Consider the following 13,129-nt stretch of genomic DNA (forward strand, 5'->3'; position numbering starts at 1 on the left):
CATGTTCAACTCAAATCTTCTCTCTACGTTCCAGGCCCGCCGAACGGGATCCAAGGCCGCGCAAGCGGCCCTTTCATTTGGCGAGCCATCTACCTATCTGTAGGCCAGCCTATCCGTAGGCCTAGGCTTACGTCCAAGAACGCAAGCAAACGCTTGCTCGTAGGTGACGCGGGGTGGAGCAGCCCGGTAGCTCGTCAGGCTCATAACCTGAAGGTCACAGGTTCAAATCCTGTCCCCGCAACCAATTCTATCATAAATCAATTACCGTCCCGCTCTAACCGGGGCGGTTTTTTGCGTTTAGAAAGGCACGCAATCGTCGCGGCGAACCGGACGGCGCATCATTGCGCCGAGGAGTGGCGCTAAACGGGAGCGCGGGCAACCTAGCGCCCCCTAGGCGCGGTGTAGCGCGCCTCTAGACGTAAGCTTAAGATAGAGCACCAAGGCCGATGGCGCAAAAGCAGCTATGCCCCCATCGCAGCCACTCGGATCAGCTTTCGGCAACAGGGGGCCCTACCGTGGTACTAGGACGTCGAAGTGTCTAGCGCCCCACTGGAGCCGTGCTTTCCCTGACGATCAGCCGGATTGCCAGTTCGCGTTGCCTTAAATGCAGCCGCTGCGACGGCGATGCCAGGATGTAGTCGGCAGCAATTCGGCCCATGTCGCGTGCCGGCACTTCCAACGTGGTCAATTCAGGTGAGGTGAGCTCAGCAATTTCGAGATTGTCGAAGCCAACGATCGAGACCTCCCCGGGGACAGCGATCCCGGCGGCGTGACAGTATTTGATGGCGCCGGCCGCCAGGATATCGCTGCCGCAAAACACCGCCGTCGGCCTTGTGCCTTCTTCCATCAGCCGCTGCATGCACCGCCGTCCGTCATCCAGCCTGTAGGCCCCTTCGACAACCGTAACGGTTGCGCGGTCGATGCCTGACCGCTCGAGTTCATTCAGGAAACCGTCGCGGCGGCCAGCCGCGCGATCATTGTCCTGGGTTATGCCTGCAATCATCCCGAATTGGGCGTGGCCGAGGTCGAGCAGGTAGCGCGCCGCCGTGCGCCCAGCCTTCTCATTGTCGAACCCCACCGCGGCGCCCGACTCCATCGCTTTCGACGTGTAGGTATAGACATAGTCGATACGTTTTTGCTCAAGCATCGCAAGCGTCGCCGGCAGGTGCGTGGACCCTACCAGCACCACCGACTCGACGCCGCGCTCGACCAGCAGGCGCGCTTGCTCGTATTCGAGATCGATGTCGTAGCCCGAGGTGTTGATGATCAGCGAAACGTCCTTTTCGGACAGCCTGGCCTGAAGCGCGTCGACCATTGTGGCGTAGATCGCGTGGTCCAAGGTCGGAATGATGGCGCCGACCAGCCTTGTTCGCGTGGATCGCAGCGCCCTGGCGGAACCGTTGGGGACGTAGCCAAGTTCCCGTGCGGCTCGCACCACGCGATCTCGGACGATCTCATTGACGTTCGGGTTGCCATTGAGGACGCGCGAAACGGTAGCCGGCGAGCAGTTCGCAAGCCGGGCCACGTCAATCAGTTTGGCGCTGCCGTCTTCGATATCCATTGAGTATGGCCATTGCCAAATTTGAGAAACCGTTTTCTAGATCGCACAAATTCTTTCAAGTCGCCACATGTCTTTTTCGACGAAAAGTCCAGAAAACAGGATTGACAGCGCTCTGAAAAGTTGTGAAAACGATTTCACAAAGAGCGTAAATGAAAGCGCTACATCAAGGGAAGAGACATGCTCAGCGGGATCAAGGTCGTCAGCTTTTGCCATTTCCTGCAAGGTCCCGCAGGCGCCCAGTATCTGGCCGACATGGGTGCCGACGTCATCAAGGTCGAACCGATAGATGGGGCTCATGAGCGTCGGTGGTCCGGCGCGGATGTGTATGTCGACGGCGTCAGCGGCTTCTATCTCTGCGCCAACCGCAACAAACGCTCCATCGGCATCGATCTGAAAAGCCCTGAGGGCAAGGAAGTCGCGCGCCGCCTGATCGCCGAGGCCGACGTGGTCATGGAAAATTTCCGGCCTGGCGTGTTCGCCAAGCTGGGTTTCGACGACCAAGCGCTTCGCGCGATCAATCCTACACTGATCTTCGCCTCGGCAAGCGGGTTCGGCTCCACCGGACCGATGGCGCTGAAGCCTGGTCAGGACCTTCTCGCCCAAGCGCGGTCAGGTCTCATGAGTGTCACCGGCACGCCCGATCGGGGCCCGACGCCCGTTGGGGCGGCGATCGTCGATCAGCATGGCGGCGCGCTGCTGGCGATGGGCATCCTGGGCGCGCTGGTGCGCCGACTTCGTGATGGCAAAGGCACGCGCGTTGAAGCCAGCCTGATCAACTCGGCGATCGATCTGCAGGGGGAGCCTCTCGTCAACTACTTCGCGGGTGGAATGAGCCGCGAAGTCCTGAAGCGCGAGAAGAACCTGGCTACGTGGTTCCACGCTGCGCCCTACGGCGTCTATCCCGCCACCGACGGCCATGTTGTAATCTCACTTTGCGACTCCTCGGTGCTGGCCGAAGCGCTAGGCAGCGATGGTCTGCGCGAAGTGGCGGACGTCGACCGATACGCGAATCGGGATGAATACGCTCGCCACCTGGCCGAGGCTACGGCGATCTTTTCTGTAGCGGAACTTGCTGACCGCTTCGATCGCCACGGCATCTGGTGGGCGCCGATCAACTACTATGACGATCTGCTGGCTGATCCGCAGCTAAGCCACGCTCAGGTGTTCCGTCAGGTCACCGTGCGGGGCCGCACCATCTATCTGGTCAATCATCCCAACCGCTATGACGGCGAGGTGCCGGCGCTGCGCTGCCTAGCCCTCGAGATTGGCGAGCACACCCGCGAGATCCTGCACGAGCTCGGTTATGCCGAGGGCGAGGTCAAGAGCCTGTTGGCCTCGAAGGCAGTGGTCGCTGCGAGCGGTGTCGGCGCTGCCGTGGAAAGGAAGGCATCATGATGCTGAACCAGACTGCTCCAGCGGTCCGGGACATGGCTGAACGGCAGTCCCCCGGCGACCGCGGTCTTGCGGTTGTCACAGGCGGCCGACGCGGCATTGGCCGCGCCATCTGTTGCGAGCTTGCACGGGTGGGCTTCGATATAGCGATCGTCGATATTGTCGATGACGAGAATGCCAGCGAGACTGTCGATCTTGTGAGCAGGCTCGGGCGCAACAGCGCTTTCTACCGCAGGGACATCTCCGAGACGTCGGGCAACGCGACCTTTGTCGAAGGCCTTGAACGCGACCTGGGCGAGATCACGTGCCTGGTGAACAATGCCGGCGTGCAGGTGAGCGTGCGCGGCGACCTTCTCGATGTCACCGAGGAAAGCTTCGACCGGCTGATCGGTGTCAACCTGCGTGGCACATTCTTCCTCACCCAAGCCGTCGCGCGCGCGATGCTTTCAAGGCCGCAAACCGCGTCGGAGCGATCGGTCGTGACGATCACCTCCGCCAATGCCGGCCTCGTCTCGCCGGAGAAGGGCCCATATTGCATATCGAAGGCCGGGCTCTCGATGGCGTCGCAACAGTTTGCGATCCGCCTAGCGGACGCCGGCATCCGGGTACATGAGATTCGCCCCGGCTTGATCCAGACCGACATGACCGCAGACGTCTACGAGAAGTATTCGTCGCAGGTCGAGGCAGGTGAGTTGTCGGCGATCCGGCGATGGGGCCAGCCGGACGACATTGCTCGCGCAGTCGCGACCTTGGCCGCAGGCGGCCTGCCGTTCAGCACCGGAGACATCTACCACATCGGTGGCGGCATGCAGATCCACCGCTTGTGAGCTTTTTTGAGCATAGCGTGAAAACGATTTCTTGAGGCTCAGGATGAAAGACGCAGTTCTCGAGATGCGCGGCATCCACAAGCGCTTTCCCGGTGTGTACGCACTGAATGACGTCAGCTTTGCCGTCAGCAAAGGCAGCGTCCATGGCGTTATCGGCGAAAACGGGGCTGGCAAGTCGACGTTGATGCGCGTCCTCTCCGGCGCCTTCCTTGCCAATGAGGGCGAGGTGGTCATCGATGGCACTGTCGTGCCGACGCCGACGCCGGAGCGGATGCTCGAACTGGGTATTGCGGTCATCTACCAGGAACTGGCTCAGGCGCCCCATCTGACGGTCGCCGAAAACATCTTTCTTGGCCGATTGCCGAAGACTGTGCTCGGCACCGTCGACTGGCGCAAAACCCAAGCTGCGGCTCGCGAGGTGTTGGACAGGTTGGGTTTCCGGGTTGATCCGGCCGCCCGGATCGATGCGATAAGCGTAGCCCAGCGTCAAATGGTGGAGATCGCCAAGGCGATTGCACGCGAAGCGCGCATCGTGGTCCTCGACGAGCCGTCCGCTGTCCTGGGCGACGCCGAGTTGGAACACCTGTTCACGACGATCCGGCGGCTCAGCGCCGAACAGGGCGTGTCCTTCATCTACATTACGCATCGTCTCAAGGAGCTCTACGAGATCTGCGACGAAGTCACCGTGCTGCGCGACGGGCAGGTTGTCGCGTCCATGCCGCTGGCGCAGACGACAACCGCCGACCTCATTCGCCACATGGTCGGACGCGAGTTGAAGGACGTGTTCCCACCCCGTCCGAAACCGGGCCCGGATGTGCGCCTTGAAGTGCGCAGTATCTCGCGAGCAGGCGTTTTAAGGGACATTTCTTTCGATGTCAGGCAAGGTGAGATCGTCGGCATCTGCGGTCTCGCCGGGGCCGGTCGGACGGAGGTGCTGCGGGCAATCGCCGGCGCCGACGCGATTGACAGCGGCGAGATCAGGATCGATGGCAAGGCGATCGCGGTCGATGGGCCGCGTGCAGCGCTCGCGCATGGGATCGGCCTGTTGCCCGAGGACCGCAAGACCGAGGGCCTTTTCCTCGAACAATCGGTTGCCTTCAACGTCACCGTTTCCGAACTTGCAGCCATCGTCCAAGGCGGACTGATCAGCCGCAGACGCGAGCAGGAGCAGGTTTCCCGCTTCATTCGGCAGATGCGCATCAAGACGCCGAGCGCCAGCGCCAAGGTGCGAACGCTCTCGGGTGGCAATCAGCAGAAGTGCGGCATAGCCCGGCAGTTGCATGCCGGGACCGAGATCCTTCTGGTGGATGAGCCGACGCGCGGCGTTGACGTCGCCGCCAAGCGCGAGATCTACGACCTGCTTGTTGGGCTGACCTCCACGCGCGGTGCGGCCATCGTGATGGTTTCGTCCGAACTCCCGGAAATTCTAGGCCTCTGCAACCGCATCGTCGTGATGCGGGAAGGCGCCGTCTCCGCGGTCCTGGATGGGGAGGGCGCGACCGAGGAAACCATCATGGCCCATGCGGTCTGGCAGTAGGAGCGAGATGGGCATGCGGAGCTACCAACAATTCATCGGCGGGCGGTTCGTCGCCGGCACGGGCACAGGATCAATTGAACGCAGAGCGCCAGCAAGTGGCGAGCGGGTCGCCACTTATGCGGAAGGCTCGCCGACAGATGTCGATCTGGCTGTCGAGTCGGCGCGGATCGCTTTCGAGGAAGGGCCCTGGCCGCGCTTGAGCGGCATCGAGCGAGCCGAAGTGCTCAACCGGTTCGCCGAACTCATCAGCGCCAATCGGGAGCGGCTGGTGAGGATAGAGGTGGAGGAGGTCGGCAAGCCGATAAGGTTTGCTCGTGGCGACATCGACGGCGCGATCGGCCTGACGCGCTACGCCGCTTCCTTTGCAATGCAGATGGCGGGTCTATCCTACACCAACATTGGTGAGGGCAAGACGGCGCTGGTCACGCGCGAGCCTGCCGGGGTCGTGGCGCTGATAACGCCATGGAACTTTCCGGCTCTCATCCTGTCACAAAAGGTGCCGTTCGCGCTTGCCGCAGGCTGCACGGTCGTGCTGAAGCCGTCCGAGTTCACATCCGGCTCGGCGTTCGAGATCGCGGCGCTGGCGAGCGAGGCGGGGCTGCCGGCCGGCGCCTTCAATGTCGTCAGCGGTTATGGCGCCGCGGTCGGTGATCACCTGACCGCGCATCCTGGCATCGACTTCGTTTCCTTCACTGGGTCGACCCGCACCGGCAGCCGCGTCGTCGCCAACACATCGCGCCACCTGGTCAAGTCCTCGGTCGAGCTTGGCGGCAAGTCGGCCAATATCGTCTTTGCCGATGCCGATCTCGATGCCGCCACTGACGGCGCGCTGATGGGTGTCTTCTTCAACAATGGCGAATGCTGCGTCTCAGGTTCACGGCTGTTCGTTCAATCGTCCGTCGCTGACGAGTTCATCGCCAAAGTCGTCGCGCGGGCGCGCACGATGAAGGTGGGCAACCCGTTCGACGAAGACACCGACATCGGGGCGCTGATCGACGGCAACCATCTGGAAAAGGTGGCGGGGTTCATCAGGGATGGGATCGAGGACGGCGCGGAGCTTGTCCTAGGCGGCAACATTGCAGCCGGAATGCCCGGACACTTCCACGAGGCAACCATCTTCGATCGCGTCGAGCCGCGCATGGCGATCTTCCGCGAAGAAATTTTCGGCCCCGTTCTCAGTATCACCCGGTTCAATACGGCAGACGACGCGGTAAGGCTGGCCAACGATACCGTCTATGGCCTGTCGAACTACATCTGGTCGAAGAACATCGACACCGTGCTGACGGTCGCCAAACGCCTGAGGAGCGGCTGGGTCCAGGCCAATACGATCATCGATGGCGCGCCACAGCTTCCGCTCACCGGTGTCAAGGGATCCGGTTTCGGTTACGAAATGGGCCAGGCCGGCTTCGAGGAATTCACGCAGCTTAAGACGCTTCTCATCCAGACCGGTCCTCGTGCCTCGGTGTTTCCGATCCGAGGCGGTCAATGACCATGCCACGCCTCATTGTTTCCGACGTCGACCGGACCCTGCTCACCCACGACTACGTGCTGCCGCAGCGAGTCGCCGATGCCGTGCGCGTGGCTCAGGACAGGGGAACCGTGGTCGTTTTGGCGACCGCACGTTCTCCGCTCGGGGTCAGGCCCTTTGCCGAACGGCTGGGAATCGCCGATCTCGTCGTCGCGTTCAACGGCGGCTGGATCGGCAATGTCGCAACCGGGTCCGCGCTCTCGCAGCAGCGGATCTCACGCTCCGACGCGCTGCACGCCATGGCGACCGCGCAAGCAGCGGGCGTGCGGCCTATGTGGTTCACCGGCGATGCTGTTTTCGCACTGATGAACGACCCGCTCATCGCACGCGAAGCCGCGGTGACGAGGGAGCCTCTGTTCGTAGCCGAAACGATTGAAGCGCTCCCGGGCGAACCCGGCAAGATCATGTGTGTTGCCGGGGGCCCCCCCGACCGGGAAGCCTTCGCAATGCTCCGCGAAACGCTTGGCGAACGGCTCTCCGTGTCGCGGTCACACCCGCGCTTGCTCGAGATCGGGCCACCCGGGGTATCGAAGAAGACCGCGATAAGCCTCGTCACTGCGCGGCTCGGCTTTGCACCCGCTGAGTGTGCGGCCGCTGGCGACGCGGAAAACGACCTCGAAATGCTGGCTTGGGCGGGAACCGCCATGACCGTCGCAAATGCCGTGCCGCCGGTCATCGAGCTTGCGCATTTCGTCGGACCGTCCTGTGACGAAGGCGGGCTGGCCGATGCCATAGCCTGGCTGATGCGGAGCCAGCAGCCGAAATCCACTGCCGCGCAATCAATGGGAGGAAGGGATGGTTGAGATGACGACAAGACAAGCATCGGCCGCGCTTCAGCCGGGGTCGATCGGACGCCTGCGCGGATGGGCGCAGAGCCTCGGGCTGCTCTGGGTTCTGATCGTGCTGTGTGCGTTCGCCATATACCTGTCGCCGAGCTTCGTTCACATGGGCAATGTGCTGAACGTCGGTCGTCAGATCGCCCTGTTCGGCATTGTCAGCGTCGGCATGACCTTCGTCATTCTGACACGCGGCATTGACCTTTCGGTCGGCTCGATCGTCGGTGTCGTGGCTGTCTCGACGGCGCTGATGATTTCGAACGGCATCTCAATACCGCTGGCCATGATCGTCGCGCTCGCCATCGGCGCCTTGTTCGGCGCAGTAAATGGCGCCGGCGTTGTCTTCTTCGGCATGCCGCCTTTCATCATGACCTTGGGCACATTGGTTATGGGCCGTGGCATAGCCATGACGATCGCCAATGGCGAACCGAAGGCGCTTGGCGAATCCGCGGACGCCTTCGCGTATCTGGGCAGCGGATTTCTGCTCGGCATCCCGGTTCCGATCTGGCTCTTTGCCGCCATCGCGGCGATAGCCTTCGTCGTCCTTCGCCATACGCCGTTCGGGCGCCAGGTCTATGCTGTCGGCTCCAACACCGAGGCCGCGCGGCTGGCAGGGATAAGCGTGTCTCGCACCTTGATGTCGGTCTATGTGATTTCTGGCCTGCTGTCGGCGCTGACCGCCCTGGTTTTCGTGTCGAGGTTGACCGTCGGCGAGCCGACGGCAGGAACCAATCTTGAGTTGGAGGCAATCTCGATCGTCGTCATCGGCGGGACCAGCCTGTTCGGCGGGGAGGGCGGCGTGATCGGCACGGTTATCGGTGCCGCGATCATTGCCGTGATGGCTAACATCCTGAACCTGCTCGGTATTTCGCCCTTCACGCAACAAATCGTCAAGGGCGCCATCATCATCGCAGCGGTGATGTTCGAGGTCTACCGCCACCGCGTGCGGTCCTGACATCCAAGCGTGTCCGGTCCCGCCGCGGCAGACCGGTTGGGGCGCTTGGAACACCTTAACTTGAAGTCCAACGGAGGAGTTAACAATGACAAATCGCAGACATTTCCTACGCACGACCGCACTGGCCGCGACGCTGCTGGCAGGGGGCATGCTGTCCGGCGCCGCCTTCGCCGAGGAGAAGATCAAGATCGGTTTCAGCCAAGGTACGATGAACCACCCGTGGCGCGTGGCCATGGTGGAAGGCAACAAGAAGTACGCAGCCGAACATTATCCGGACGTCGATCTCATCATCACCGACGGCAACAACGATGCCTCCAAGCAGGTGGCCGACGTCGAAAACCTGATCGCTCAGGGCATCAAGGTGCTGATGATCTCGCCGCTGACCGAGCAGGCGCTCACGCCCGTCGTCAAGGAGGCCATGGATGCAGGCATCAAGGTCGTCACGCTCGACCGCAAGGTGAATACGCCGGTGACGGTCCATGTCGGCGGTGAAAATCTTCCGCTCGGCGTCGGAGCGGGCGAGTTCCTCGCCAAGAAGTTGAATGGGAAGGGCAACATCATCGAGCTTCAGGGCACCGCGGGGGCTTCCGCCACCATAGACCGCAACAAGGGCTTCGCCGAAGCGATCGCGAAGTTTCCGGACATGAAGGTCGTCGCCTCGCAGAACTGCGACTATACGCGTGACAAGGCGGTCAAGTTCATGGAGGACATGGTTCAGCGCTTCGGGCCGGGCCAGATCCAGGCCGTTTACGCGCACAATGACGAGATGGCGCTCGGCGCCATACAGGTGCTTGAGGCAGCCGGCAGGCTGAACGAGGTGTCTGTCGTCGGCATCGACGGCCAGGAAACCGCGTTCGAAGCCGTCAAGCAGGGCAAGCTGGCGGCGACCTTCGTCTACCCATTCGTGGCCCCGGAAGGCATCGAGACCGCCTACAAGGTCGCCAAAGGAGAACAGGTCCCGCCGACCATCACGCTGCCCACAGTTTCCGTCACCGCGGACAATATCGCGCAGATGATCGGAAAGGGCTTCTGAGGCCACGATTCATTGGGACGCCGCGACTTGCGGCGTCCTGCCATTTCTGAAGGGAATCCGATGATGAGCGAGAAGAGACAATTTGTTGCCAAAGGCGTCATCCCAGCCTGCCTGATGCCGTTCAGCGCCGACCTGGCCGTCGACGAGGGCGCCTATCGCCGGCATCTTGGCGACGTCGGGTCCGTGGAAGGTATCTCGGGTATCACCATCAACGGACATGCCGCCGAAGTGCACGCGCTCACGATCGAGGAACAATTCCGTGCGATCGTCGTGACCAAGGATGTCCTGCAAGACAGGGTCCCGACCATCGTCGGCATCTATACCAATTCGAGCCTGGAGGCCGCCCGCATCGCTGCCTATGCGGAGCATGAAGGCGCCGATGCTCTGCTGGTGTTTCCCCCTGACTTCATGACGCTTGGCGGGCATCTCAGGCCTGAGATGATCTACGAGCATCTGCGGCGCATTACGGATGCATCGGGGCTGCCGATCATTCTTTTCCAGTATCCGCTCGCCTCAAATCTTGCCTATCCGTTGCCGACTCTGCTGGAGCTTTGCCGTCGCTTCCCATCCATTGTCGCCATCAAGGACCAATGCGGTGACGGCAACCTGCACGAACGTCAGATACGGGAATTGAAGGCGCTCGATCGGCCAGTGAATACGCTGACCACCCACAGTGCCTGGCTGCTTGGGTCGCTGGCTCTCGGATGTGACGGGCTCCTGTCGGGGGCCGGAAGTGTCATCGCCGATCTGCAGGTTGCGCTATTTCGCGCCGTGCAGGCGAACGACCTGAAGACTGCCAGGGCGATCAACGATCGCATTTATCCGACAGTCAGGGCTTTCTATGACGCGCCACTTCTCGATATGCACAATCGCATGAAAGAGGCACTTGTGATCCTCGGTCGATTGGACGAAGCCCACGTCAGGCCACCACTGATGAAGCCTGGTGTTGCCGAAATCGAAAAGATCCGCGGACTGCTGGCTAAAGCTGGTCTCAGCGCGGGATACAGAAAGGTCGCCTGATCGATGACCGACGCCCTCGTGCGGACCGAGGAACCATCTCCCGGCATCCGCCTGCTGACACTCAATCGGCCCGAAAAGCTGAACGCGCTATCAAAGGAATTACTCGGCGAATTGCGCGATTTGCTCGCGATCTATGATGCCGATGCGAGCGTTGGCTGCGTGGTCTTGACCGGTGCAGGACGCGCCTTTGCGGCGGGGGCGGACATTTCAGACATGCTGGAACGAGGAGTTGCCTCCTACAGCGATCCGGAGCGACTGGTTTGTTGGCGTGCGATCGAGGGCTTTTCCAAGCCGACCATCGCCGCCGTCAACGGCTACGCTCTGGGCGGCGGTCTCGAACTTGCTCTGCTGTGCGACATCGTCATCGCTTCCGATGCGGCGAAATTTGCCACGCCGGAAATCAAGATCGGCTCCTTCCCTGGTGACGGGGGCACGCAGCGCCTGCCTCGTCTGGTTGGCAAGTCCTTCGCCATGCAAATGGTGCTGACTGGAGAGATGGTCGACGCGGCGCTGGCGGAACGCAAAGGGCTGGTCAGCGAGGTGGTCGCGCCTGAAAGGCTGTTGCCCAGGGCGCTGGAAATCGCTGCCGCGATCGCTGCCAAGTCGGTCGCCATCACCCCCTATGCCAAAAGGGCAGTGCTGGCGGCGTTCGAGACCGATCTGAAATCCGGGCTGGAGATCGAGCACCGGCTGACGGTCGAGGCATTCGCGAAGGAGGACCGCATCGAGGGCTTGCGAGCCTTCGCCGAGAAACGGCCGCCTGTGTTCAAGGGCAGGTAGGCCCTTGCGATCTGGTGCGAACTAGGGTGGAGAAGTCTATGTGGGATTACATCATCGTCGGCGCCGGCTCGGCGGGTTGCGTGCTGGCCAACCGCTTGTCGGAAGATCCTGAGGTCAAGGTGCTGCTTTTGGAGGCTGGCAGTCGTGACTGGAATCCGATGATCCACATTCCCGGCGGCATCGGCAAGTTGTTTGGTCCCGGCGTCAACTGGCGTTTTCATACCGTCCCTCAGACGAATCTCGACAACCGCTCCATCTGGTATCCGCAGGGCAAGACGCTTGGCGGCTCGAGCTCGATCAACGCCATGATCTACATCCGCTGCCAGAGGGAGGACTATGACAACTGGGCGGTTCTCGGCAACGAAGGGTGGGCCTACGAGGATGTCCTACCCTATTTCCGGAAGTCTGAGGACAATGACCGGCTGGTCAATCGCTATCACGGTCAGGGTGGTCCGCTATGTGTTTCCGATCAGGTCGGCCCGCACCCGCTGACCCGGGCCTTCGTGCGCGCGGTGCAGCAGTATGGCCTGCCGTACAATCCGGATTTCAACGGCGATACGATGTATGGCGCCGGCTTCTATCAAGTTACTTGCCGGGATGGACGCCGGCGTTCGTCCGCCGTCTCCTATCTGCATCCCGTCAGCAAGCGCGCCAACCTAACGGTCAGAACACATGCCAGGGTCACTCGCGTGGTGGTCGAGGCCGGACGCGCGGTTGGTGTCGAACTGGCGCAGGGGCGGTCGCGGCAAGTCCTGCGCGCTGGTCGGGAAGTGATCGTCTCCGCAGGCGCAATCAACTCGCCGCGCCTGCTGCTCCTGTCCGGCATCGGGCCGGCCGATGAGCTGAAAGCGCTTGGGATTTCTCCGGTGTGCGATCTTCCGGGCGTTGGCCGCAACCTGCAGGATCATCTATGCACCAACGTCCATCTGACGCTGAAGGACCCGATCAGCTATGACGGTCAGGACCGCTATCCCAAGGCACTTCTGCACGGCATGCGCTGGCTGCTCTATCGCGACGGCCCGGCCGCTTCGGTCATTGTCGAAGGCGGCGGTTTCTTTCGGACAGAGGGTGCGACCCGACCCGACCTGCAGATCCATATCGCGCCGGCCATGGTGGTGCGCGGCGGTCAGACGAGGCTTGATGGGCACGGCTTCACGATCAACTCGACGTTTCTGCGGCCGCGCAGCATAGGTTCAGTCAAGCTTCGCTCGGCCAACCCCGAGGAGGAGCCGCTGGTCGATCCTAACTATCTTTCGGACCCATACGATCGAGCCATGGCGCTGAAGTCGGTCCGCATCATTCGCGAAGTGTTGGCGCAGAGCGAGATCGCCAAATTCATCAAGGTCGAGCGGCTGCCAGGGCCTTCCGCGAAAAGCGATGAGGAGATCATGTCCTATATCAGGCAGTATGCCTGCTGCGACTACCATCCCGTAGGCACCTGCAAGATGGGCATCGACGAAATGTCGGTCGTCGATCCGCAATTGCGGCTGCGCGGGATAGAAAGATTGCGGGTGATCGATTCCTCGATCATGCCGGTGCTCATCAGCGGCAACACGAATGGGCCGACGATGATGATTGGAGAGAAGGGCGCGGATTTCATAAGAGGCGTTCGGTTCGCCCGCTCTCATCCCGCAATGGCGGCAGTCGCCTGAGCTGGGGA

11 protein-coding genes and 1 tRNA gene are annotated in these 13,129 nt (G+C 61.8%); 11 read left to right on the forward strand and 1 reads right to left on the reverse strand.

Annotated features, from left to right (window positions below):
- Positions 1 to 167: 167 nt before the first annotated feature.
- Positions 168 to 244, forward strand: a tRNA-Met gene (locus DPM35_RS05035).
- A 294-nt stretch (positions 245 to 538) separates the two neighbouring features.
- On the opposite strand, the gene DPM35_RS05040 is transcribed toward DPM35_RS05035, so the two are convergent.
- Positions 539 to 1,561: a LacI family DNA-binding transcriptional regulator gene (locus DPM35_RS05040; protein WP_112126258.1), complete on the reverse strand. Its 1,023-nt coding sequence runs from the start codon at positions 1,559 to 1,561 to the stop codon at positions 539 to 541.
- A gap of 177 nt (positions 1,562 to 1,738) precedes the next feature.
- Here DPM35_RS05040 and DPM35_RS05045 point away from each other — a divergent pair, with 177 nt between their 5' ends.
- From DPM35_RS05045 to DPM35_RS05090, 10 genes are all read left to right on the forward strand, one after another.
- Positions 1,739 to 2,956 (forward strand): CaiB/BaiF CoA transferase family protein, encoded by a 1,218-nt coding sequence (locus tag DPM35_RS05045; protein WP_112126259.1) that lies wholly within the window; start codon positions 1,739 to 1,741, stop codon positions 2,954 to 2,956.
- Positions 2,953 to 3,780 carry a 3-ketoacyl-ACP reductase gene (locus DPM35_RS05050; protein ID WP_095766658.1) on the forward strand — a complete coding sequence of 276 codons (828 nt, stop codon included), beginning with the start codon at positions 2,953 to 2,955 and terminating at the stop codon, positions 3,778 to 3,780. The genes DPM35_RS05045 and DPM35_RS05050 overlap by 4 nt, the downstream gene beginning before the upstream one ends.
- Before the next feature lie 43 nt (positions 3,781 to 3,823).
- On the forward strand, positions 3,824 to 5,317 hold the full coding sequence (locus tag DPM35_RS05055; protein WP_112126260.1) for a sugar ABC transporter ATP-binding protein: 1,494 nt from the start codon (positions 3,824 to 3,826) through the stop codon (positions 5,315 to 5,317).
- 13 nt (positions 5,318 to 5,330) lie between these two features.
- Positions 5,331 to 6,806, forward strand: a complete 1,476-nt coding sequence (locus tag DPM35_RS05060; protein WP_245431445.1) for an aldehyde dehydrogenase family protein — start codon at positions 5,331 to 5,333, stop codon at positions 6,804 to 6,806.
- Positions 6,803 to 7,648 (forward strand): Cof-type HAD-IIB family hydrolase, encoded by an 846-nt coding sequence (locus tag DPM35_RS05065; protein WP_112126262.1) that lies wholly within the window; start codon positions 6,803 to 6,805, stop codon positions 7,646 to 7,648. Before DPM35_RS05060 ends, DPM35_RS05065 begins: the two co-directional genes overlap by 4 nt.
- A 1-nt stretch (position 7,649) precedes the next feature.
- Positions 7,650 to 8,636 (forward strand): ABC transporter permease, encoded by a 987-nt coding sequence (locus tag DPM35_RS05070; protein ID WP_245431446.1) that lies wholly within the window; start codon positions 7,650 to 7,652, stop codon positions 8,634 to 8,636.
- A gap of 85 nt (positions 8,637 to 8,721) precedes the next feature.
- Positions 8,722 to 9,669: a substrate-binding domain-containing protein gene (locus DPM35_RS05075; RefSeq protein ID WP_112126264.1), complete on the forward strand. Its 948-nt coding sequence runs from the start codon at positions 8,722 to 8,724 to the stop codon at positions 9,667 to 9,669.
- 60 nt (positions 9,670 to 9,729) lie between these two features.
- Positions 9,730 to 10,689 (forward strand): dihydrodipicolinate synthase family protein, encoded by a 960-nt coding sequence (locus DPM35_RS05080; RefSeq protein WP_112126265.1) that lies wholly within the window; start codon positions 9,730 to 9,732, stop codon positions 10,687 to 10,689.
- Between the two features lie 3 nt (positions 10,690 to 10,692).
- Positions 10,693 to 11,469, forward strand: coding sequence for an enoyl-CoA hydratase-related protein (locus DPM35_RS05085; RefSeq protein ID WP_112126266.1), 777 nt, complete (start codon positions 10,693 to 10,695; stop codon positions 11,467 to 11,469).
- A gap of 38 nt (positions 11,470 to 11,507) precedes the next feature.
- Positions 11,508 to 13,121 carry a GMC family oxidoreductase gene (locus DPM35_RS05090; protein ID WP_112126267.1) on the forward strand — a complete coding sequence of 538 codons (1,614 nt, stop codon included), beginning with the start codon at positions 11,508 to 11,510 and terminating at the stop codon, positions 13,119 to 13,121.
- The last annotated feature ends 8 nt before the right edge of the window (positions 13,122 to 13,129 follow it).

This window comes from Mesorhizobium atlanticum, assembly GCF_003289965.1.
Taxonomy (GTDB): Bacteria; Pseudomonadota; Alphaproteobacteria; order Rhizobiales; family Rhizobiaceae; genus Mesorhizobium; species Mesorhizobium atlanticum.